Genomic DNA, 22,652 nt, shown 5'->3' with positions numbered 1-22,652 from the left:
CGGGGAGGCCAGCACAGCTGACCTCCCCGATTTCGCATCACTGCGGTGGTGCGAATCGTGCGGAAAAAGCGGTGATGCTACTTCGGGGTTGCGTCCGAGGTCACGACGATGTCGCCGGAGATGATCGCGGCCTTGATCGTGTCGATCTCGGTCACGAGCGCCGGGTCGACCTTCGACTCGAAGTCGTGGAGCGGGGCGAGGAGCACGCCCTCGTTCTCGAGGGTGCCCACGTACGGGTCGGAGGAGAAGTCTCCACCGGCGGCGTCCACGATGATCTGCTTGGCGGCATCCGCCATCTGCTTCATGACGGAGGTGAGGTACAGGCCGCCGAACTCGGGTGTGGTCTCGAACAGGTCGCTGTCCACGCCGATGATGGCAACGTCCTTGCCGGAGTCGTTGATGGCCTGCGCGGTGCCCTGGAAGAGCGGTCCGGCGACCGGGAGGATGATGTCAACGCCGCTGTTGATCAGGTTTTGGCTGATGGTCTTGCCAGCGCTGATATCGTCGAAGCTTCCCGCGAACGTGCCGGTCTGAGCTTCCTTGTCCCAGCCGGTTACCGTGACCGAGGTGCCCTTCTGCTCGTTGTGGTACGCCACGCCATCGACGAAGCCGTCCATGAAGATGGTGACCGACGGGAACTGCAGTCCGCCATACGTTCCCACGATGCCGGTCTTGGTGGTGCCGGCAGCGAGGTAGCCCGCGAGGAACGCGGCCTGGGCCGTGTCGTAGAGAACAGGCTTCACGTTGTCGAGGGTCAACGGGCTGAAGTCGTCGTTGGAGATCGCAGAGTCGATGATGGCGAAGTCAACGTCGGGGTTGTCCTGGGCGGCATCGCGCGTGGCATTGGCGAGCGCGAAACCGACGGTGAGGATGAAGTTGCAGCCCTGGTCCACCATGCTGCTCACGTTGCTGGCGTACTGGTCTTCCGTGGTGGACTCGGCCTGCTTGAACTCGACGCCGAGTTCCTTGGAGGCGGCCGTGATGCCGTCGTAGCTGGACTGGTTGAAGGACTTGTCGTCGAATCCGCCGAAGTCGGAGACGATGCAGGGCAGGAAATCCGACGCTGAATCGTTCGAACCTGAACCGGAGTCGGTCGGGGCCGGCGCGCAGGCGGCAAGAAGGGCGATAACGCCGAACATGGCAAAACCGCCGAGCGCGGCTTTACGGGTCGTGATTGTCAAAGTGACCTCCAGGATGCTGCCGTGCGGGGTTCGCTCGGGCCGTGGTGGCCACGTTACAGAATGTTGCGCCGCTCAGATGAGCAAAGTGGCGCGCAAGCCGAATGGTTATCAACCCGCGACATTTGCGACCCTGTTTTGCTCATCTGCGCAGGCATGCGTGCGCGTGTCAGCGCCCTAAAGCACGTCGCTGCTGCCCGACAGCTTCAGCGCGTCGACGACGGACTTGACCTTCTGGGCGTTGGCGCTCGTCGTGACGAGAAGGGCATCGGGGGTGTCGATCACGACGATGTCTTCCACGCCGATGAGCGCGATCATGCGGCCGGTGTGGCTCACAACAATTCCGCTGCTTGAGTCGGCGAGTACGCGGGCGCCCTCCCCGAGGATGGCGAGGTTGGCCTTGCGCCCCCCGGAGTGCAGTTTGGCGATGGAGGCGAAATCGCCCACGTCGTCCCACTCGAACTGGCCGGGAATCACCACGAGTCGTCCGGCAGCGGCGGCGGGCTCGGCCACCGAGTAGTCGATGGCAATTTTCTTCAGTGCCGGCCACACACGGTCAACGACCGCGCCCCGGCGCGGGGTGTCCCACGCCTCGGCAAGTTCGAGCAGCCCGGCGAGCAACTCCGGCTCGCTCTCGCCGATCGCCTCGAGCAGACGGTCCGCGCGAGAAATGAACATCCCGGCATTCCAGAGGTACGTCCCCTCGGTGAGGTACTGCTCGGCCACCTCGGGATCGGGCTTTTCTACGAAGGAGTCAACCGACAGGGCGCTCTCCGCCCCCGGGATGTCGAGAGCGCCGTTGCTCTTGATGTACCCAAAACCGATCGACGGCTCGGTGGGGCGGATGCCGATCGTGACGATATACCCGGCGTCGGCCGCGACCACGGCCTCGGTCACCGCGGCACGGAACAGGGATTCCCCGGAGATGACGTGGTCGGCGGGGAACGAGCCGATGATCACTCCCGGTTCGCGGCGTTCCAGGATGGCGGCCGCGAGGCCGATGGCCGCCGTCGAGTCACGGGGCTCACTCTCGAGAACGACGTTGGGGTCGCGCAGCTCAGGCAACTGGCGTTCCACGGCGGCTCGGTGTGCACGTCCGGTGACGACCATGACGCGCTGGTTTCCGGCCACGGGCACGAGCCGGTCCCAGGTATCGCGAAGCAGCGTCTGGCCGGAACCGGTGAGGTCGTGCAAGAACTTGGGCGCGTCGGCCCGGGAGAGCGGCCAGAGCCTCGATCCGATCCCGCCCGCCGGAATCACACTGTAGAAGCGGTCGAGGGCGGCGGGAATCTTCGGCATGGGGCCAGACTATCGCGCACCGCTGGACGGGCCGGTGCACGTTCATCCGGCTTTCACTCCCACGCCACACCGGGGCCACCCTGCGCCTCTAGCCTCAAATCATGCGGGTCGCACTCATCAGCGAAAGTTTCCTTCCCACCATCAGCGGAGTCACGACCAGCGTGTGCAAGGTGCTTGAGCACCTTGCCGGGGCCGGTCACGAGGCCATCGTCATCGCGCCGGCGGGCGCGCCCCGCCACTATGCGGGATTTCCCGTGCACACCGTGCCCGCCATCGCCTACCGGCAGTTCCCGGTGGGACTCCCGAGTCCGCACGTGCAACGTCTGCTCGCCGATTTCCGTCCCGACGTGGTTCACGCGGCGAGCCCCTTCCTGCTCGGCGCCCAAGGCATCTCGGCCGCGAACCGGCTCGATATCCCCTCCGTCGCCATTTTCCAAACGGATGTTGCCGGCTACGCCGCGCGCAACCGCCTCGGCCAGGCGACCGCCCTCGCCTGGCGCTATGTCAAGTGGGTTCACGAGGGGGCCACGCGCACGCTCGTACCCTCGTCCGCGTCGATGCGCGACCTTGAGCGAATGCATGTTCCCAACCTGGCGCTGTGGACCCGCGGGGTCGACCTCGTGGGTTTTCATCCGAACCGCAAGAACTCGCCAGACGTAACCGCCCTCCGGCAGAAGATTGCCCCCAATCATGAGGTCATCGTGGGCTACGTCGGACGCATGGCACCCGAGAAGCAAGTGGAACGGTTTCGCGCACTGCGCGGGATCTCGGGCATCCGCTTGGCACTCGTGGGCGATGGACCGTCGGAACCGCAGATCGCGAGGGCGCTCGAAGGTATGCCCGTCACCTGGCTTGGTCGTCTCGCCGGTTCCGAACTCTCCACGGCCTATGCCAGCTTTGACATATTCGTGCACGCGGGAACGGAAGAGACCTTCGGTCAAACGCTGCAGGAAGCCCACGCCGCGGGGCTGCCGGTGGTGGCGCCTGCCGCGGGTGGTCCCCTCGACCTCGTGACTCACGGCGAGAACGGTTACCTTTTCATTCCCGACGACGAGCGCGACCTGCGCCGTTGCGTGGAGCGGCTCGTGCGCGATCCCTCCGTGCGCAACCGAATGGGCGAGGCCGGGCGACGCACGGTTCTCGGACGTTCCTGGCCGACGGTGTGCGACGTACTGATGGGTCACTACGAGGACGTAATCGACGAGCGCGCAGCCATTCGGTCAATGACCGCAATTCCTCTATATTTGCAGCGCTGAGCGACGCCAGCGTCACCAGCGCGGGTGCGCACATGGCTAGACTGTTAGGCGAGCTCATTGAGCCCGATCGGTCTCGTTTGAGGCAAAAACTATTCAGCCAGGGAGGGTTGTTCATGCCAAATCAGTCGGCAGGAACCCTAACATCTCAGCAGAAGACGACATCACGTCGCCCGGCCGGCACCTTGTACCGGGGCAACGAAGGCATGTGGTCATGGGTCCTGCACCGGATCACCGGTGTCGCGATTTTCTTCTTCTTGCTGGTCCACATTCTCGACACGGCATTGGTTCGCCTGAGTCCCGAAGCCTACAACGCGGTGATCTCGCAGTATCAGACGCCCATTATGGGTCTCGGTGAAGTAGCCCTCGTGGCCGCCATCGTGTTCCACGCGTTCAACGGGTTGCGGATCATCCTCATCGACTTCTGGAATGCCAAGTACCAGAAGGTCATGTTCTATGTGGTGATCGGACTCTGGGTGATCACGATGCTCGGTTTCGCTCCGCGCCACCTCATCAACGTGTTCAGCGAACACTAGGGGAAAGAATATGACTACAACTATCGACGCCCCCCGCAGCCCCTACGCGCGCACCGCCAAAAAGCGCGGCGCGAACTGGGAGAAGTGGGGCTGGATTTACATGCGCGTCTCCGGCGTGCTCCTGGTCGTGCTGATCTTCGGCCACCTGTTTGTCAACCTGATGATCGGCGAGGGCATCAACAGGCTCAACTTCGCCTTCGTCGCCGGCAAGCTCGCGAATCCGTTCTGGCAGATCTGGGACGTCACCATGCTGTGGCTCGCCCTCATCCACGGTGGCAACGGCATGCGAACCCTCGTGAATGACTATGCGACGAACCGCACCAGCCGCGGCATCCTCAAGTACGCCATCCTCGCCGCCGTGGTCATCCTGATCGTGCTCGGCACGCTCGTGGTCTTCACGTTCGACGCCTGCCCGGCCGGCGCGCCCGCCGACCTCCTGCCTTCTTTCTGCTCGTCCCTCTAGGAGCTGTCCCCTCACTAATGACATCGCCCGCCTCTTCCACCGCGCCCACAGCGTCCACCGTCGTTGACGGAGTTCACTACCACCAGTTCGACATTGTCATCGTGGGAGCGGGTGGAGCCGGCATGCGTGCCGCCATCGAAGCCGGCCCCAACGCCAGCACTGCCGTCATCTCCAAGCTTTACCCCACCAGGTCCCACACCGGGGCAGCACAGGGCGGCATGGCCGCCGCGCTCGCCAACGTGGAGGAAGACAACTGGGAGTGGCACACCTTCGACACGATCAAGGGTGGCGACTACCTGGTTGACCAGGACGCCGCCGAGATCCTGGCCAAGGAAGCCATCGACGCGGTCATCGACCTCGAGAACATGGGCCTGCCCTTCAACCGCACGCCAGAGGGCAAGATTGACCAGCGTCGCTTCGGTGGCCACACCCGTGACCACGGCAAGAGCCCCGTGCGTCGTGCGTGCTACGCCGCCGACCGCACCGGCCACATGATTCTGCAGACGCTGTATCAGAACTGCGTCAAGCACGGCATCAACTTCTTCAACGAGTACTACGTGCTCGACCTCGTGATGACCGAGGTTGACGGAGTCGACCAGCCGTCAGCCGTCGTCGCCATGGACCTCTCCAGTGGTGAACTGCACGTCTTCCAGGGCAAGGCGTTCATCTTCGCCACCGGCGGATTCGGCAAGATCTACAAGACCACGTCCAACGCGCACACCCTCACCGGTGACGGCGTGGGAATCGTCTGGCGCAAGGGCCTCCCCCTCGAGGACATGGAATTCTTCCAGTTCCACCCGACCGGGCTCGCCGGCCTCGGCATTCTGCTCACCGAGGGTGCACGCGGTGAAGGGGCAATTCTCCGCAACGCGTCCGGTGAACGTTTCATGGAACGTTACGCCCCCACCATCAAGGACCTCGCTCCGCGTGACATCGTCTCGCGCTGCATGCTCAAGGAGGTCGCGGAGGGTCGCGGCGCCGGCCCAGACAAGGATTACCTGTACCTGGACTGCACTCACCTCGGCGCGGAGGTGCTGGAAACCAAGCTCCCCGACATCACCGAGTTCGCCCGCACCTACCTCGGCGTCGACCCGGTCACCGACCCGGTACCCGTCATGCCGACCGCACATTACGCGATGGGCGGCATCCCCACCAACGTGAAGGCTGAGGTCTGGCGCAACAACGAGACCGTCGTTCCCGGCCTCTACGCCGCCGGCGAGTGCGCCTGCGTCTCGGTGCACGGCTCGAACCGTCTGGGCACCAACTCGCTCCTCGACATCAACGTGTTCGGGAAGCGCGCCGGCATCAACGCGGTCGAGTACGTGAAGACGGCAAACTTTGTTCCGCTGCCGAAGGATCCGGCCAAGGGTGTTCGCGACCTGGTTGAGGGCATCCGCTCGTCCACCGGCACCGAGCGCATCTCCGTGCTGCGCAAGATCCTGCAGGAGGAGATGGACAAGAACGCCCAGGTGTTCCGCACCGACGAGTCTCTCGCCGGCGTGACCCAGACCATCCACCTGCTTCGTGAGCGTTACAAGAACATCGGTGTGCAGGACAAGGGCCGCCGGTTCAACACCGACCTGCTGGAGGCCGTCGAACTCGGCTTCCTGCTCGATCTGGCCGAGGTCGTGGTGTACTCCGCCCGTAACCGTCAGGAAAGCCGTGGCGGACACCAGCGCGAGGACTTCCCGACCCGTGACGACGAGAAGTACCTGAAGCACACGATGGCGTATCTCACCGGAGACCCGATGTCTGCAGACGCCGCTGACCACATCGCGCTCGACTGGAAACCGGTCGTCATCACCCGCTACCAGCCGATGGAGAGGAAGTACTAGTGAGCACTTCAACGATTGACCAGCCGGCCGTCCCCGAGACCATCTCGTCCTTCACGGTGACCTTCAACATCCGCCGTTTCAATCCCGAGGCCGACGAAGAGCCGCACTGGCAGGACTTTGACGTCGAGATGTACCCGACGGACCGTGTGCTGGACGCCCTGCACAAGATCAAGTGGGAACAGGACGGCTCACTCAGCTTCCGTCGCTCGTGCGCCCACGGAATTTGCGGCTCCGATGCCATGCGCATCAACGGCCGCAACCGCCTGGCGTGCAAGACCCTGATCAAGGACCTCGACATCACCAAGCCGGTGTACGTCGAGGCGATCAAGGGCCTCCCGCTCGAGAAGGACCTCATCGTTGACATGGAGCCGTTCTTCGACTCGTTCAAGGAGGTTCAGCCCTTTCTCGTGTCGCAGAACGCACCGAAGGATGGCAAGGAACGCATTCAGACCGTCGCGCAGCGCGCACGCTTCGACGACACGACGAAATGTATCCTCTGCGCGGCATGCACCTCGAGCTGCCCGGTGTTCTGGACGGACGGCCAGTACTTTGGTCCGGCCGCCATTGTGAACGCCCACCGCTTCATCTTCGACTCCCGGGACGACAACGCTGCCGTGCGACTGGACATCCTCAACGACCAGGAGGGCGTGTGGCGCTGCCGCACGACCTTCAACTGCACCGAAGCATGCCCGCGCGGCATCCAGGTGACCCAGGCCATCTCCGAGGTCAAGCAGGCCATCATGCGAGGCAAGGTCTAAGCACCATCCGGGATATGGCCGTTCCGCACACTCGTGCGGGGCGGCCATTTTTGGATATTTTCACGACAGCCAGCGCGGAGGAGCCGGCGGCACTGTTTCGGGTCGGTACCACCGGCTCCCCAGAATCGCCTGGACGCACCGGAGACTCGCCGCAGAGTGGGGCTTCGGCATCCGTTCACTCGGGTCACAGGTTTTAGTCCTGGTGTGTATATGCTGGGCGCGTGAAGCCCATCCTCGCCAAGATCACCGCCCTGCGGCCCGTGCGCGTCTTCGCGCAATTCACCGATCGAGGCGGATCGGTGCTGGCAGGAGGCATGTCGTTTCAGGCTATCTTTGCCGTGTTCGCAGCACTCTGGGTGGGCTTCTCGATTGCCGGACTGTTTGTCACGAACAGCCCCGCCATCACCGAGCAGCTCTACGCCACGATCAACCGATCGGTACCCGGCCTTATCGGAGCCGACGGTGTGATCGACCCGGAGTCACTCAAAACGGCGGGGACCACCCTACGGTGGACGGGCGCGATCGCCCTCGCCGGGCTGCTCCTCACCGCCCTCGGATGGCTCTCCACCACCTCGTTCGCTGTGCGGCGCATGTTCGGTATGCCGAAGCAGAACGCGTTTATTCTCCTGCTGAAGGCGCGCGAGCTCGTACTCGGGCTGCTCTTCGGCCTCGCCCTCCTGCTCTCAGCGCTGGTGTCTCTGGCGAGCACGGCTGCCCTCGACACCCTGTTCGGCCTTGTCGGCATCAGCCAGCAGTCCATCTGGTACCAGGCCACCGCCCGAAGCATCGGAGTTGCGCTCGTGCTGGTGATCGACAGCGCCACGCTCGCAGCGCTGTTCCGGGTGCTCTCGCGCGTGCGGATTCCGCTGCGTCGTCTCGTGGTCGGCTCGGTTTTCGGCGGGGTCGCGCTCGGCGTGCTCAAGATCCTGGGCGGCACGCTCCTCGGCGGGGCGACCAGGAACCCGCTCCTCGCCACATTCGCCGTGATCATTGGGCTACTCATCTGGTTCAACCTCGTGAGCACAGTGATACTGCTCGCCGCCTCGTGGATCTCCGTGGGCATGAGCGACGCGGGCATTCCCCCTGAGTCCCGCAGCGCCGACGAGAAGGCCGCTGCCAAGTCAAAGAAGGAGGAGCAGGAACAACGGGCGCACGTCGAGGCCGAACTCACGGACGCGCGCCGCGCCTACGTGGGGTTCCCGTGGTGGCGACGCTCCCGCGCCACGCGCCGCGTACGCGAGGCGGTCAAGGCGGTCAAGAACCTGCCGCCGGAGACCCCTCGATAGAATTGGCGCATGCCTTCAGCCAAGCCCCTCCGTATTGCCAGCATCAACACCAACGGGGTTCGCGCCGCGTACCGCAAGGGGATGGGCGACTGGCTCGCCGCCCGTGACGTGGATATCCTCGCGATCCAGGAGGTACGAGCGTCGATCGAAGACCTCGAGGGTCTGCTGGGCCCGGACTGGAATATCCTGCACGACGCCGCCACGGCCAAGGGCCGCGCCGGAGTGGCCCTGGCGAGCCGTAAGGCCGCAACGATTCACCGCGTGGAGCTCGGTGCGACCGACTTTGACAGCGCCGGCCGTTGGCTGGAAGCCGATTACGAGATGAACGGCCGCCGGATCACGGTCGTGAGCACCTACGTGCACTCGGGCGAAACCGACACACCCAAGCAGGTGGAGAAATACAAGTTCCTCGACGCGATGCTGGCGCGGATGCCCGAACTCACCGCCCACAGTGAACTCGCCGTCGTTCTCGGCGACCTCAACGTGGGCCACCGCACCCTCGACATCAAGAACTGGCGCGGCAACAAGAAGCACGCCGGCTTTCTGCCGGAGGAACGCGCCTACTTCGACGCCATTCTGGGAGGCGAAGGTGACGCGGACTACAACACCGGCGGCGGCCTCGGCTGGGTGGATGTGGGACGCAAGTGGGCCGGAGAAGTCGAAGGGCCGTACACCTGGTGGTCCCAGCGCGGCAAAGCGTTCGACAACGATACCGGCTGGCGTCTGGACTACCACCTCGCCACCCCTGCCCTCGCGGCATCCGTCACCACCTACGAGGTCGACCGCGCCGCGGCCTACGACGAGCGCTGGTCCGACCACTCCCCCGTGGTCGTCGACTACGCAATTTGATGCCCGTTCTGCTTTCTGGAGATATGAATAATGACTAAAACACGCTTGTACTCGGGCATGCAGCCCTCGGCTGAATCGCTGCAGATCGGCAACTACATCGGAGCCCTCCTCAATTGGAAGGAGCTGCAGCAGACGCATGACGCGTTCTTCTCCATCGTCGACCTGCACGCCATCACGGTGCCACAGGACCCGACCGCGCTGCGCGAGAACACCCGGCGTACCGCGGCGCAGTACATCGCGGCCGGTATCGACCCCTCCGCCTCCACCCTCTACGTGCAGTCTCATGTGGCCGCACACGCGCAGCTCGCGTGGGTGCTCAACACCATCACCGGTTACGGTGAGGCGAGCCGCATGACGCAATTCAAGGACAAATCAGCCAGGCACGGCGCCGACGCCACGACGGTGGGCCTGTTCGCCTACCCAACGCTGATGGCGGCAGACATTCTGCTGTACCAGACGTCGATCGTGCCCGTCGGAGAGGATCAGCGCCAGCACGTGGAGCTGACGCGCGACCTCGCGGTTCGGTTCAACTCCCGCTTCGGTGACACGTTCACCGTGCCGGAGGTCGCCATCCAGAAGGAGACCGCCAAGATCTACGACCTGCAGAACCCCCTGTCGAAGATGTCGAAGTCGGCGGAGTCACACGCCGGGGTGATCTGGATGCTGGAGGACTCCGCGGTGACCCGTAAGAAGATCATGCGCGCCGTCACCGACACCGACGGCGGTGTGGTCTTCGACCGGGAGAACAAGCCCGGTGTCGCCAACCTCCTCACGATTTACTCCGTACTGGCCGAGCGGTCGACACAGTCCCTCGAGGACGAGTACGCCGGCCGCGGTTACGGCGACCTCAAAAAGGGCCTCGCCGAGGTGGTCACGTCGACGTTCGATCCGATTCGGGCGCGGGTGCAGGAGCTGCTCGACGACCCGGCCGAGCTCGACCGGTTGCTCGCTGTCAACGCCGCGCACGCCGCCGAGGTGGCCGACGCCACGCTCGACACCGTCTTCGAGCGCGTCGGCTTTCTGCGTCCCCGCTAGACCATGCTTCCGGTGAGGCTCGCATCGGCATCCGTTGTGCTCGATTCCCTTGAGGCAACGGATGCCCCACTCGTGCTCGAATACTGCCAGGACCCGCTCTTCGAGCGGTATCTGACGATCCCGTGGCCGTACCGGCGCGAGCACGCCGACGGCTTCATCGCCGAGTATGTGCCGGAAGGCTGGGCCGGAGACACCGAGTACACCTGGGCCGTGCGCGGCGCCGCGCGTCTTCCCATCGCCCCGCCGACCCCGCGGGGCGACCCCACCGCGCTGGTCGACGTGGTCCAGCCCGCCCCTCCAGCCCCGCCGGTCGAGCTGGTCGAGCTGGTCGAGCTGACCCTCGCCACGCCCCTCCTCGGCGTCATCGGTCTGCGCCGCCCATCCCCGGGCGTGGGGGCGTTCGGTTTCTGGCTGGGTGCACCGCACCGGGGCCTGGGCCTCATGCAGAAGGCCGAGCGGCTCGTGATCGATTGGGCGTTCGGCGCCGCCCTCGTGAGCACGATCCAGTGGGAGTGCCTGGTCGGAAACCGGGCATCGGCACGAACGGCTCGAGCGGCCGGTTTCACCTTCCTGGGCCGGGGGCCGTCGGCGTCCGCTGATCGCGACGGCGGGCATCCGTTGTCGTGGCATGCTGTGCTGCGAACCACCGACGACCGACTCGTGAAGCCGGGTTGGCCGTCGGAGATCGAGGCGCCGTGACACGGCCCGAACTCGTTCTCTTCGACCTGGACGACACTCTTTTCGCGCATCGCGAGGCGGTGGAAGATGGCATTCTGCGCCATCTCGCGGTCGTTCGTGGTGCGTTTCTCGCGGCGGATCCGGTGGCTGTGCAGTCGCTCTGGCGCAGCCTTGAGGAGGAGCATTATCACTCCTACCTGGCCGGGGTGCTCGACTTTCACGGGCAGCGGCGGGAACGGTCGCGTGATTTTGCGGCGGCCTACGGTCTGCGGCTCACCGATACCGAGGCGACGCGCTGGTTCGAGCGCTATTTCGTGCATTACCGCGAGAGCTGGCGGCTTCATGCCGATGCCATGCCGTGTCTCGATGAGCTCGCCGCCCGTATTCCCGGGGTGCGCGTGGGGCTGATTACCAACGGGGACCGCGCGTTCCAGAGCGAGAAGGTGCACCGCGTGGGCCTCAGCGACAGGGTGGAGCATGTGATCGCGTCCGGCGACCTCGGTTACGCGAAGCCGGACGCGCGTATCTTCCGGCACGCGTGTTCCGTCTTCGGGGTGGCTCCGGGCGCCGCCGTATACGTGGGCGACCGGATCCGTACCGACGCGATCGGGGCCGCGGAAGCCGGACTGGCGGCGGTCTGGATCGACCGGCGCGCGGCATCCGTCACCGAGGCCGACTCCGCCGACGCCGCCCGGCTGGGCGTTCTTCGCCTGGCCGGCCTCGCTCCCCTCGCCGCCGCCCTGGCCCCCTGACCGCCGGCTCGTCGTCGCCCCGGCCCGCATCTGCCGGCCCTTTTCCCACGCTGCGTGTTGCTAGTTCAGGAGATCCGGCCGGCGTGACTACGACTCCCGCACTGCTCCGCGGGCCACCCCACCCACCCGCCGCGGATCTCCTGAAGTAGCAACGCGGCGGACTCAGCACGCGCTCAGGAATCGGAGACGGGTACCCGTTGCTGCTCCAGGAGGTCGGTCGCGTGCATCCGCGACTGGCCGGGCGGAGTGGAATCCGCTTCCGCGGGAAGGTCACTTCTCCTGAATTAGCGATGGGCGGGCAGGAAACGCCTCACACAAAAAGGGTACGAAAGCGATTGCGGGCAGCCAGTAGGCCCATGATCGCGGCAATCACACGCTCCGGTCGGTACATGATGTCTTTGTAGAGGGCTCGGTAGGTCACATACCCGAGGATGGCCAGAGCACAGTCTCGCGTGCGGTCCGCGGAATGACGTTCCCAGCCATCATGGAACTTGCGGCTGTCTGCCTCGACGACGAGGAAACCTTCAATGAGAAGGTCCACGCGTCCGATGGGTGCGATGGCGACCTGGATCTCGCAGTGCACGCCGGCCGTGAGAACGATCCAGCGCAGCACGCTTTCCTGACCAGATTCACTGCGCCGGTCGACACGGCGGCGAACGTACTGCAGTTCCTCGGGCAGGTCAGCGAAGATGCCCGCCACCGCAGCGACCGGAAGAAGCTTTTGGTGAAGCGCGTTTTCAAGTGTGGCCAGGGCGAATCGTGGTCTTTGACACCGAAAGACCTGAATCAGGGCATCAGGCAGCGAGACCCGATATTCGTTGCCTCCGTCGGGCCTGCGCAGCTGGTCCCAGTGAAGTTCGACTCCGTCGCGATTCTCGTTGGCGAGTCGCTGAAAGCGGTCGTGGGGGGCGCGGAGCCGCGACGCCGTGGGGTCGACATGAATGTGCGCGAAGCGCTCCTCGAAGGCGAAGACGCCGGCATCCGCTGCGGCGGAAATACACCCGAGCCGTCCACCGACGCGCACGGCTTCCAAGACGTGCGGGCTGGTAGCCGGAAGTGCGTAGTACCCGCGGCGAACCCGTACCAGAGTGCCCTCATCAACGGCGTCTCGGAGCACCCGGCATGTGGCTCCGGCGACCTTCAGCTCAGCCGTCTCAAAAATCGTTCGATTGGCGCCAGCGAAGTGTTGCGACCAGTTCATGGGGCCAGTGTGCGCGACGGCGGACAGGCCGTCGTCGTGGAAAAATGCATCTGTGGACAATGCCACGGTCTCGTCTCCTGGGGAGAGAGCGCGGCCGAACGGCGCCCCGGTTGCTACTTCAGGAGATCCGGGCAGGCTCGTCGCATCCGCCGCACTGCTCCGGGCCGGCGAGTCACCATTTCGCCGGATTTCCTGAACTAGCAACACGCGGGACGCGGCACAGAGACGCGAGAAGCCCGGTGGCCGCAGAGCGACCGCCGGGCTTCAGGTGAGGCGGGTGGAGCGAGTGAGGCGGCGCCGGTTAGCGCACGTCTTCGTCGACCCAGTCGAGGGTCTTGGTGACGGCCTTCTTCCAGTTTCGCAGCAGACGTTCGGACTCGTCCTTGTCCATCGACGGCTCCCAGCGGGCGTCCTCCTGCCAGTTGGAGCGCAGGTCGTCGAGGTCGCTCCAGAAGCCCACGGCGAGGCCTGCCGCGTAGGCGGCACCGAGCGCTGTGGTCTCTGCAACAACGGGTCGCACGACCGGCACACCGATCATGTCAGCCTGGAACTGCATGAGCAGGTTGTTGGCCGTGGCCCCGCCGTCTACCTTCAGTTCGGTCAGCGGCACTCCGGAGTCAGCGTTCACCGCGTCGAGAACCTCACGCGTCTGGTACGCAATGGCCTCAAGCGCGGCGCGGGCGATGTGGCCCCTGTTCACGTAGCGGGTCAGGCCAACGAGGGCGCCCCGGGCGTCCGAGCGCCAGTACGGCGCGAAGAGTCCGGAGAACGCCGGCACGAAGTAGGCCCCGCCGTTGTCGTCGACCGTCTTGGCGAGCGTCTCGATCTCCTCGGCGGACTTGATCATGCCGAGGTTGTCGCGCATCCACTGCACGAGCGAACCCGTGACGGCGATGGAACCTTCGAGGGCATAGTGCGTTTCTCCGTCGCCGAGCTTGTAGCCCACGGTGGTGAGCAGCCCGTTCTTGGAGTGCACGATTTCGGTGCCGGTGTTGAAGATGAGGAAGTTACCGGTGCCGTACGTGTTCTTGGCCTCACCCTGGTCGAACGCAGCCTGGCCGAACGTGGCAGCCTGCTGGTCGCCGAGAATTCCAGCGATCGGAACCTCGCGGAGCAGGCTGTGCCCGCTCGCGGTGCCGTAGACCTCTGACGAGGACTTGATCTCAGGCAGCATCGACTTGGGCACGTCGAACGCAGCCAGGATCTCGTCGTCCCACTGCAGAGTCTCGAGATCCATGAACATCGTGCGGCTCGCATTGGTCACGTCAGTGGCGTGGACGCCGCCCTCAGTGCCGCCGGTGAGGTTCCACAGGACCCAGGAGTCCGTGGTGCCGAACAGGAGATCGCCGGCATCCGCCTTCTCGCGTGCGCCCTCGACGTTCTCGAGGATCCACACGATCTTGGTTCCCGAGAAGTACGTGGCGAGCGGCAGGCCGACCTTCTGCTTGAAGCGCTCAACACCGCCGTCGGCCGCGAGGCGATCGACGATGGGCTGCGTGCGGGTGTCCTGCCAGACGATCGCGTTGTAGACCGGGACTCCGGTGGTCTTGTCCCACACAACGGCGGTTTCGCGCTGGTTCGTGATGCCAATGGCCTCGATGTCGTGGCGGGTGATGTTCGCCTTCGAGAGCGCCTGGCCAATGGCCTCACGGGTGTTGTCCCAGATCTCCTTGGGGTCGTGCTCGACCCATCCGGCCTTCGGGAAGATCTGCTCGTGCTCGAGCTGACCGGTGGAAATGATCGAACCGGACTTGTCGAAGATGATCGCTCGTGAGCTCGTGGTGCCCTGGTCGATCGCGAGTACGTACTTGGTCATTCTTAACTCCTTTGTTGAGAGAATTTGAGCTGATACGGGGTGACGCTAGGCGAGGATCGGGAGCAGCGCGGTCGACGCGAACCCGGCAAGGAGGCCACCGAGGATGGGGCCGAGGACAGGCACCCAGGAATACGCCCAGTCGGACGAGCCCTTGCCCTTGATCGGCAGGAAGAAGTGCGCGATGCGCGGTCCGAGGTCACGGGCCGGGTTGATGGCGTAGCCGGTCGGCCCACCGAGGGAGGTACCGATCACGATAACGAGCAGGGCAACCGGGAGGGCACCGAGGGCCGCGAGACCGGCCGGCCTCGCCGTTGCGTCCGAAGGCGATCACGACGAACACCAGGATGAAGGTGCCGATGATCTCGGTGACGAGGTTCCAGCCGTATGACCGGATGGCCGGGCCGGTGGAGAAGACGCCGAGTTTGCTCGCGGCTTCGGGCTCCTGATCGAAGTGCTGCTTGTACGCAAGCCACACGGCGACGGCACCGAGGATGGCACCGATCATTTGACCGGCGATGTAGACGAGCACCGAAACGACGTTGACCGGCACCCCCGCACCGAATTCGGTGGCACCGGACGCGACGAGCCCGAGCGTGACCGCCGGGTTGATGTGAGCGCCCGAGTTGTACGCGGCGATGACACCGGCGTAGACCGCGAGGCCCCAACCGACGGTCACCATCAGGAAGCCGCCGCCGAAGCCCTTGTTCTTTGCCAGCGCGACGTTGGCGACCACTCCAGTACCGAGCAAGACGAGGATGGCAGTTCCCACTACCTCCGATAGAAATACAACTCCGAGATTGTCCACATTGACCTTTCTGATGGGAGAAAAACTCAGCGAAAGCGTGCGTGAGCACGTTTCCCCTTGACTTGGTACAAACCGTATCGGGGTACGGACGTTTCTGGGTGGTAATCCGGCTGCACATTCGTGCAATTTGCTCCACAATCGCAGCGGATGCCGCGGGCACGCGAGGGCCAACGGCATCCGTTTACGTGTGGCTGAGCACTGTCCTCTCAGCGAACGCCACGCCGTGAACGTCGCTCAGAATCTGTTCAGCGTGCTGGACCTCCTGGGCACAGCGATCCGCCGACCAGCCGAGCACGCCAGCCAGGATGTCGGCGAGCTCATCGATCAGGGGCGACGTCGCTGAACCGACGAAGGCCATGCTCGTGCGCCGCAGCAGCACGTCGATCAATCGCACAACGGATTCGGTCTGGGCGAGGTATTCGATCTCGCGGCGCGAGTAGCCGTCGTTGTTGGTGAGCAGGGCATCCGCTTCGAGGGAGAGGAAGTCGATGATGTCGGCCGCATGCGTGCCGTATCGGGCCAGGAGCTGCTCGGCACGTGCCGAGCCCACCTCGTCACCGTGGGCCGTGACCCACACCTTGTGTGCGGCATCGGTTGTCGGCCAGGAGCGGCCGCCGCCGATGGCGAGGCCCTCGGTGGAGACGGTACGCGCCATACCGATCAGCTCAAGAACCTGAGAGCTGAGGTTCTCTGCGAGGGCACGGAACGTGGTCCACTTGCCGCCCACGAGGCTCAGCAGGGTGCCGGGGCGCCCGTCCGCCGAGCGGCGTTCCAGCGGGCGGGATTCGATGCGGTAGTCGCGAGAGACGAAGCCGGGCTGCTCGTCGTCGTGGCGGGGCAACGGGCGCACCCCGGAGAACCGGAAAACGATGTTGGAACGGTCGACGGAGACGGTTGGGAAAACGTGCGCGACGAGTTCGAAGAAATAATCGACCTCGGCTTCCGTGCAGCGAATCGGCTTCGTCATGTCGTGCTCAAGGTCGGTCGTTCCCACCAGAACGCGGCCCTTGAGCGGGTAGATCAAGACGATGCGGCCGTCTTCGTGCTCGAAGAAGATCTCTCGACCGCCCGTGGCTGCGAGCAGCTCGGGGCTGTCGAGAACAATGTGTGACCCCTTGGTGCCGCCCATGAACGCACTCGGCTGCCCGAGGGCATCGTTGGTGTGGTCGGTCCAGGGTCCGCTGGTGTTGACGACGACGTCGGCCGCGAAGCTGAACTCTTCACCCGTGATCGCGTTCCGCAGACGTACGCCTTCCTCGTCCATGCCAACGGCTTCGACGTAGTTGGCCGCGCGGGCGTTGCTGCCGGCGTCGAGGCCGTCGCGCAGCACATCGAGGGCGAGGCGCTCCGGATCGTGCATGGCCGCGTCGTAGTAGGTGGCGGTGTATTTGAGTCCCGCGTTGAGCTGGGGCAGAGCGGCAAGGGCCTTCTTGCGGCCCGCGAACACATGACGGGGGACGGTGCCACCATCGCGGGAGAAGGAGTCGTAGAGCACCATGCCGAGTTTGATGAGCAGCGCGCCACGCTCAACGTGCTTGCTGCCCTGCTTGTGCGTGAGAAAACGCAGCGGCGCGGAGAGCACGCCGGAGAACGTCGAAAAAATGGGGATTGTCGTCTGGAGCGGCTTCACGTAGTGCGGCGCGATCTTGATCAGACCGTTGCGTTCCTCGACGGACTCCTTGACGAGCCGAAACTCGCCGTTCTCGAGGTAACGAACCCCGCCATGGATCATGTGTGAACTCGCCGCCGACGCGCCGGACACGAAGTCGCCGCGGTCAACAATGACCACGTCCACTCCCTGGAGGGCGAGGTCGCGGAACGTCGCGATTCCGTTGATGCCGGCCCCGATGATGAGCACCTGGGCACGGGGACGTTCTACGAGGGCTGCCTGAGCCTGCACTGCATTGGACTTCGCCATTCGGTCACCTCTGTCGTGTGGGGCTTGCGCTGGGGCAAGCACATGTGAATAAATCAATCCTGACAGTTCGACACAAATTCTCAACTGGAATGAACAAACGTGCACCCGCCAGACGCTCTCCAGATCGACGATCCCGGCCAGTCCGATCGCACGCGCGACGCGCTCCGTGCGGCTCACCTGTATTACATGCAGGACCTCACGATGGATGCGATCGCTCGCGAGCTCCACACCTCACGTTCCTCGGTATCTCGCCTGCTCAGCCACGCCAGGTCCAGCGGTCTCGTCGACATCCGCATCCACTCGCCCATGGATGCCCCCGGCCGGATCGAGAAGGAAATCCTCGACCGTTTCCAGGTCACCGCGCACGTCGTTCCGGTGCCGGACCGGGCGAGCGATGTGGACCGGCTGGAGCGCGTCGCGCTGTCGGTTGCACGAATGCTCGGCCAATACTTCGACTCGAACATGACCATGGGCATCGCGTGGGGCTCGACAATGAACGCGATCAGCCGCCATGTCACGATCAAGGCCACCCACAATTCGCAGATTGTGCAGCTCAACGGCGCCGGCAACATGAGCACCACCGGTCTGGGTTACGCGAGCGAGATTCTCGGTCGTTTCGGCACCGCGTTCGGCGCGCACGTGCAGCAGTTCCCGGTGCCGGCGTTCTTCGACGACCCGGAAACCAAGCAGGCCTTCTGGCGCGAACGCAGCGTGAGCCGACTGCTCGAAATGCAGAAGCGGATGGACGTGGCCCTGTTCGGCCTGGGTTCACCGTTCTCCGAGGTGCCCAGCCGCGTCTATGCCGGCGGTTACCTTGAGGCGGCCGACTACGCGTCGCTCAGCGAGTCGGGCGCCGTCGGCGACGTCGCGACCGTTTTCTTTCGTGCAGACGGGTCGACCGACGGGATTCCGCTCAACCTGCGCGGCACCGGCCCCGACTTCACCGTGCTGCGCCGCACGCCGCGCCGCATCTGCGTCATCGCCGGCACGTCGAAGCTCGCGAGCCTGCATGGCGCGTTGCGTGCCGATCTCATCACCGACCTGTTCGTGGACGAGGGAACAGCCCGGGCACTGATCGCCGACTCCTGACAGCCGGTTGCGGCCGGAGCGTGACGGGAATAACACGGGTTGCCGCGTGTTGAGTCATACTAGAAGCAAGAAACGTGCTCCGGGGTCGGTGAAAATCCGAACCGGCGGTGAAAGTCCGCGACCCGTTAGTTCTCAGGAACGAAACGGTTGAGCTGGTGAAATTCCAGCACCGACGGTTAAAGTCCGGATGAGAGGCGCACGAGTCGAGTGACCATTTGAGGTCCCTCGACGGGTTTTCGCTTGCGCGGTACCCAAAAATTTCCCCGGAGTTTGTCGATCGACGAATGAGGGTGATTATGAGCGAAGCGCACGCACTCAATGTGCCCCGATCAGTCGACGCCGCCATGGTTCGCGCGTTCGCGATTGCCGAGAACGGGCCCGCGACCGGCATCAACCCCCGCGTCGGGTGCGTCATCCTCGCTCCCGACGGTCGTACCCTCAGCGAGGGCTGGCACCGCGGCACCGGCACCTCGCACGCCGAGGTCGACGCCCTGTCCCTCCTTTCCCCCGGCCAGGCGCGCGGCGCCACGGCCGTTGTCACCCTCGAACCGTGCAACCACACCGGGCGCACCGGGCCCTGCGCGTCCGCGCTGATCGAGGCCGGCATTTCCCGCGTCGTCTACGCCGTGAACGACCCCGGGCGGTGCTCCTCGGGCGGCGCCAACCGGCTGCGCATGGCGGGCGTCCATGTCGACGGCGGACTGCGCGAAGATCAGGGCGAAGCGTTTCTTGGCGACTGGCTCGTCGCTGCACGCCTCGGCCGCCCCTTCGTGACGCTCAAATGGGCCTCGAGCCTCGACGGTCGGGCCGCCGCCGCCGATGGCACCAGCCAGTGGATCACCGGCGCTGCCGCGCGCGCCGACGTGCATCGCCGCCGCAGCCTCGCCGGCGCCATTCTCGTGGGCACCGGAACCGTGCTCGCCGACGACCCCTCACTCACCGCGCGCGCCGATGACGGCACGTTGCTTCCGACCCAGCCCGTGCCCGTGGTCATCGGGCGCCGCTCCATCCCCTCGGATGCCGCGGTGCACGCCCACCCGCACCCACCACTGCGCCAGCTCACCGACGACCTGCCCGCCGTGCTCGCGGAGTTGCACGCCCGCGGCATCCGCACGGCGTTCATCGAGGGCGGCCCCACCCTCGCGAGCGCGTTCGTCGCGGCCGGCCTCGTCGACGAGTACCTCGTTTACCTTGCCCCCACGCTGCTCGGCGGTCCCCGCCTCGCCCTTGGCGACATTGGGGTTGCCACGATCAACGACCAGCGCACCCTATCCATTCATTCGACCGACCGGCTGGGCGACGACATCCTCGTCATCGCCCACCCCAGATAAGGACCAGCATGTTCACCGGAATCATTGAAGAGCTCGGCCGCGTCGAGCGCATTGACCGCAGCCCGGATGCCGCGCGATTCACCATCCATGCCCCGCTGGCGGTAGCGGATGCCCGCCACGGCGACTCGATCTCGGTGAGCGGCGTCTGCCTCACCGTGGTGGACCGCACCGACGAGACCTTCACAGCCGACGTCATGGCCGAGACCCTGCGCATGTCGACGCTCTCGGCTGCCGTGGAGGGCAGCCCCGTAAACGTTGAGCGCGCCGCGCTCGTCGGCGGACGACTGGGCGGACACATCGTCCAGGGACACATCGACGGCACGAGCATCCTTCTCACCGTCGTTCCCGGCGATGCCTGGCGCGTGCTGCGGTTCAGCCTCTCCCGCGAACTCGCGCCGCTCGTCACAAGCAAGGGCTCGATCGCCGTTGACGGGGTGTCCCTCACCGTCAGCAATATCAGCCCCGCGAGCGAGGTCGATCAATGGTTCGAGGTCTCCCTCATTCCGGAAACACTCGCCGCCACCACACTTGGCGCCCGCACCGTGGGCGAACACGTCAACATCGAAACGGACATTCTCGCCCGCCATGTGGAGCGCATGCTCGCCCTGGCCGCCGCGGAATCAACAAGGAGTGCAGCATGAGCCTCGTCGACATCCCCACCGCCCTCGCCGAGCTGCGGTTGGGCAAACCCATCATCGTGGCCGACGATGAGGGTCGCGAGAACGAGGGCGATGTCATCATCTCCGCCCAGCTCGCCACCCAGCAGTGGCTCGCGTGGACCGTGCGCTACTCCTCGGGCTTCATTTGCGCGCCGATGACCAACGACCTCGCCGACACCCTCGATCTGCCGGTGATGGTGCTGAACAACGAAGACGCGCGCGGAACGAACTACACGATCAGTGTCGATGCCGCCTCCGGCGTCACCACGGGCATCAGCGCAGCTGACCGCGCGCAGACCCTGCGTGTGCTCGCCGACCCGAATTCCACGCCCACAAGCCTGCACCGGCCCGGCCACATCCTGCCGCTGCGCGCTGTGGACGGCGGCGTGCGGGAACGCGCGGGCCACACCGAGGCCGCGGTCGACCTGATGAAGCTCGCCGGTCTCGCCCCCGTCGGCGCGATTTGCGAGATCGTCGCCGAGGACGGCGAGATGATGCGCCTGCCCGGCCTGCTCGATCTCGGCGAGCGCGAGGGTGTCGTGGTCATCACGATCAAGGACCTCATCGAGCACCTCAACGAGCACCACGGCGTGGCTCCCCTGCCCGCCCTGCTGCCGCTCGCGGAGGCTCCGCGGGTGGACTTCGAGGTGGAGACGACCGTCCCGACCCGGCATGGTTCGTTCCTCGTGCGGGCCTACCGCGACCGGATGACCGGCGCCGATCACGTTGCGATTATCTCCGGCACCCCCCGCAACGGCGCGCTCGTGCGCGTGCACTCCGAGTGCCTCACCGGTGAGGTGTTCGGTTCGCTCAAGTGCGAGTGCGGCCCGCAACTCGACGCGGCGCTCGAAACCATCAACAGCCAGGGCGGTGTGGTCGTGTACCTGCGCGGCCAGGAGGGGCGCGGCATCGGCCTCATCAACAAGCTCCGCGCGTATCACCTGCAGGAGGACGGCCTCGATACCCTCGACGCGAACCTCGCCCTCGGTCTCCCGGCCGACTCGCGCGACTACGGCGCGGCGACGGGCATTCTGCGCGACCTCGGCCTAACCGAGGTGCGCCTGCTCACCAACAACCCGGAGAAGGTGCGCCAGCTCGAAGACAACCAGGTGACCGTCACCGAGCGCGTACCGCTCGTCGTGGGGATCGGCGCACACAACGTGGACTACCTCCTCGCCAAGCGCGACCGCATGGGCCACCACATCAATGAGCAGGACCTCCTGAAGGGCACAACAGTATGAGCATCGAAGGTTCCCCCACCATCAACGTTGACGGGACTGGACTGCGGGTCGTCGTGGTCGCCGGGCAATGGCACGTCGAAATCACCGACGGCCTTATTGCGGGTGCGGTGCGCGTGCTCGAAGCATCCGGTGCCGACTTTTCGGTCATTCGGGTTCCGGGCAGCTTCGAACTGCCCGTGGCCTGCAAGGTTGCGCTCGAGCATGGCGCCGACGCGGTCGTCGCCCTCGGCGTGATCATTCGCGGCGGCACCCCGCACTTTGAGTTCGTGTCGAATGCGGCGACGGATGGCCTCACTCGCGTCGCCCTCGATACGGGCAAGCCCGTGGGCTTCGGCGTCCTCACCCTCGACGATGAGCAGCAGGGCCTCGACCGTGCCGGCCTGCCCGGGTCGAAGGAGGACAAGGGAGAGGAAGCCGCCACGGCCGCGCTCGCGACGGCCGTGCTGCTGCACGAGCTTCGCCGCTGAGCCCGCGCGGCTCAGGCGGTTGGGGAGGTCACGTCAAACGGCATTGTGCAGCCCGCGTAGGGTCGAACCCTGACCTCGTCGAGGGGTCATCTCTTTCCCGCGTTGTGTCGGCTGCCGTTTCTGGGCCTGGCGCATCCCCTTCCTGTTCTCCGCCGCCATGGTGATCGTGGGCCTCGGGGGCGCCTCCGCCCCGTGGCGAGCGA

Annotated in this window: 20 protein-coding genes, 1 pseudogene and 1 riboswitch; of the genes and pseudogenes, 15 read left to right on the top strand and 6 right to left on the bottom strand. The window is 65.3% G+C overall.

The features are described from left to right. Positions 1–77 precede the first annotated feature (77 nt). Together EDD25_RS11720 and EDD25_RS11715 are read right to left on the bottom strand one after the other, a co-directional pair. Entirely contained in the window at positions 78–1,181 is a 1,104-nt protein-coding gene (locus EDD25_RS11720; RefSeq protein ID WP_134173430.1) for a BMP family lipoprotein, read from the bottom strand. 174 nt (positions 1,182–1,355) lie between these two features. Continuing rightward, the gene (locus EDD25_RS11715; RefSeq protein WP_134173429.1) at positions 1,356–2,477 is read right to left on the bottom strand and encodes a mannose-1-phosphate guanylyltransferase; all 1,122 of its coding nucleotides are present in this window, start codon (positions 2,475–2,477) and stop codon (positions 1,356–1,358) included. A 101-nt stretch (positions 2,478–2,578) separates the two neighbouring features. Between EDD25_RS11715 and EDD25_RS11710 the strand changes: the two genes are divergently transcribed. The 10 genes from EDD25_RS11710 to EDD25_RS11665 all read left to right on the top strand — a co-directional run bounded on the left by EDD25_RS11710 (position 2,579) and on the right by EDD25_RS11665 (position 11,922). Continuing rightward, positions 2,579–3,733, top strand: coding sequence for a glycosyltransferase family 4 protein (locus tag EDD25_RS11710; protein ID WP_134173428.1), 1,155 nt, complete (start codon positions 2,579–2,581; stop codon positions 3,731–3,733). Between the two features lie 113 nt (positions 3,734–3,846). Then, positions 3,847–4,266: a succinate dehydrogenase, cytochrome b556 subunit gene (sdhC, locus tag EDD25_RS11705; RefSeq protein WP_134173427.1), complete on the top strand. Its 420-nt coding sequence runs from the start codon at positions 3,847–3,849 to the stop codon at positions 4,264–4,266. Between the two features lie 10 nt (positions 4,267–4,276). After that, complete coding sequence (locus EDD25_RS11700; RefSeq protein ID WP_134173426.1) at positions 4,277–4,729, top strand: succinate dehydrogenase hydrophobic membrane anchor subunit; 453 nt, start codon at positions 4,277–4,279, stop codon at positions 4,727–4,729. 17 nt (positions 4,730–4,746) lie between these two features. Continuing rightward, positions 4,747–6,564: a succinate dehydrogenase flavoprotein subunit gene (sdhA, locus tag EDD25_RS11695; protein ID WP_134173425.1), complete on the top strand. Its 1,818-nt coding sequence runs from the start codon at positions 4,747–4,749 to the stop codon at positions 6,562–6,564. Next, positions 6,564–7,322 (top strand): succinate dehydrogenase iron-sulfur subunit, encoded by a 759-nt coding sequence (locus tag EDD25_RS11690; RefSeq protein WP_134173424.1) that lies wholly within the window; start codon positions 6,564–6,566, stop codon positions 7,320–7,322. The genes sdhA and EDD25_RS11690 overlap by 1 nt, the downstream gene beginning before the upstream one ends. A gap of 221 nt (positions 7,323–7,543) precedes the next feature. Continuing rightward, positions 7,544–8,608: a YihY/virulence factor BrkB family protein gene (locus tag EDD25_RS11685; protein ID WP_134173423.1), complete on the top strand. Its 1,065-nt coding sequence runs from the start codon at positions 7,544–7,546 to the stop codon at positions 8,606–8,608. A 9-nt stretch (positions 8,609–8,617) separates the two neighbouring features. After that, a complete protein-coding gene (locus tag EDD25_RS11680; protein ID WP_134173422.1) occupies positions 8,618–9,457 on the top strand; it encodes an exodeoxyribonuclease III in 840 nt (279 codons plus the stop codon). A gap of 30 nt (positions 9,458–9,487) precedes the next feature. Further along, complete coding sequence (gene trpS / locus EDD25_RS11675; protein WP_134173421.1) at positions 9,488–10,492, top strand: tryptophan--tRNA ligase; 1,005 nt, start codon at positions 9,488–9,490, stop codon at positions 10,490–10,492. A 12-nt stretch (positions 10,493–10,504) separates the two neighbouring features. Beyond that, on the top strand, positions 10,505–11,191 hold the full coding sequence (locus EDD25_RS11670) for a GNAT family N-acetyltransferase (RefSeq protein WP_166671287.1): 687 nt from the start codon (positions 10,505–10,507) through the stop codon (positions 11,189–11,191). Further along, the gene (locus tag EDD25_RS11665) at positions 11,188–11,922 is read left to right on the top strand and encodes an HAD family hydrolase (protein ID WP_134173419.1); all 735 of its coding nucleotides are present in this window, start codon (positions 11,188–11,190) and stop codon (positions 11,920–11,922) included. Before EDD25_RS11670 ends, EDD25_RS11665 begins: the two co-directional genes overlap by 4 nt. Positions 11,923–12,232: 310 nt before the next feature. On the opposite strand, the gene EDD25_RS11660 is transcribed toward EDD25_RS11665, so the two are convergent. The 4 genes and pseudogenes from EDD25_RS11660 to EDD25_RS11645 form a co-directional block, all read right to left on the bottom strand. Next, entirely contained in the window at positions 12,233–13,123 is an 891-nt protein-coding gene (locus tag EDD25_RS11660; RefSeq protein ID WP_134173418.1) for a type IV toxin-antitoxin system AbiEi family antitoxin domain-containing protein, read from the bottom strand. A gap of 301 nt (positions 13,124–13,424) precedes the next feature. Then, the gene (glpK, locus tag EDD25_RS11655; protein ID WP_134173417.1) at positions 13,425–14,939 is read right to left on the bottom strand and encodes a glycerol kinase GlpK; all 1,515 of its coding nucleotides are present in this window, start codon (positions 14,937–14,939) and stop codon (positions 13,425–13,427) included. A 45-nt stretch (positions 14,940–14,984) separates the two neighbouring features. Continuing rightward, positions 14,985–15,744: pseudogene (locus tag EDD25_RS11650) on the bottom strand (MIP/aquaporin family protein). A 181-nt stretch (positions 15,745–15,925) separates the two neighbouring features. Then, positions 15,926–17,662, bottom strand: a complete 1,737-nt coding sequence (locus EDD25_RS11645; protein ID WP_134173416.1) for a glycerol-3-phosphate dehydrogenase/oxidase — start codon at positions 17,660–17,662, stop codon at positions 15,926–15,928. A 186-nt stretch (positions 17,663–17,848) separates the two neighbouring features. On the opposite strand from EDD25_RS11645, the gene EDD25_RS11640 reads away from it, so the two are divergent. From EDD25_RS11640 to ribH, 5 genes are all read left to right on the top strand, one after another. Next, positions 17,849–18,751 carry a sugar-binding transcriptional regulator gene (locus EDD25_RS11640; RefSeq protein WP_134175416.1) on the top strand — a complete coding sequence of 301 codons (903 nt, stop codon included), beginning with the start codon at positions 17,849–17,851 and terminating at the stop codon, positions 18,749–18,751. A 71-nt stretch (positions 18,752–18,822) separates the two neighbouring features. Then, a riboswitch (FMN riboswitch) is annotated at positions 18,823–18,954 on the top strand. Positions 18,955–19,047: 93 nt separating this feature from the next. After that, positions 19,048–20,082, top strand: a complete 1,035-nt coding sequence (gene ribD / locus EDD25_RS11635; RefSeq protein ID WP_134173415.1) for a bifunctional diaminohydroxyphosphoribosylaminopyrimidine deaminase/5-amino-6-(5-phosphoribosylamino)uracil reductase RibD — start codon at positions 19,048–19,050, stop codon at positions 20,080–20,082. A gap of 8 nt (positions 20,083–20,090) precedes the next feature. After that, a complete protein-coding gene (locus EDD25_RS11630; protein ID WP_134173414.1) occupies positions 20,091–20,723 on the top strand; it encodes a riboflavin synthase in 633 nt (210 codons plus the stop codon). Further along, positions 20,720–21,982 (top strand): GTP cyclohydrolase II, encoded by a 1,263-nt coding sequence (gene ribA, locus EDD25_RS11625; RefSeq protein WP_134173413.1) that lies wholly within the window; start codon positions 20,720–20,722, stop codon positions 21,980–21,982. Before EDD25_RS11630 ends, ribA begins: the two co-directional genes overlap by 4 nt. After that, positions 21,979–22,449, top strand: coding sequence for a 6,7-dimethyl-8-ribityllumazine synthase (gene ribH / locus EDD25_RS11620; protein WP_134173412.1), 471 nt, complete (start codon positions 21,979–21,981; stop codon positions 22,447–22,449). The genes ribA and ribH overlap by 4 nt, the downstream gene beginning before the upstream one ends. Positions 22,450–22,652: the final 203 nt, after the last annotated feature.

It is taken from the genome of Cryobacterium psychrophilum, assembly GCF_004365915.1.
Classification (GTDB): domain Bacteria; phylum Actinomycetota; class Actinomycetes; order Actinomycetales; family Microbacteriaceae; genus Cryobacterium; species Cryobacterium psychrophilum.
The sequence above is the reverse complement of the archived record's forward strand: the minus strand, read 5'-3'. Positions and strand labels throughout refer to the sequence as shown.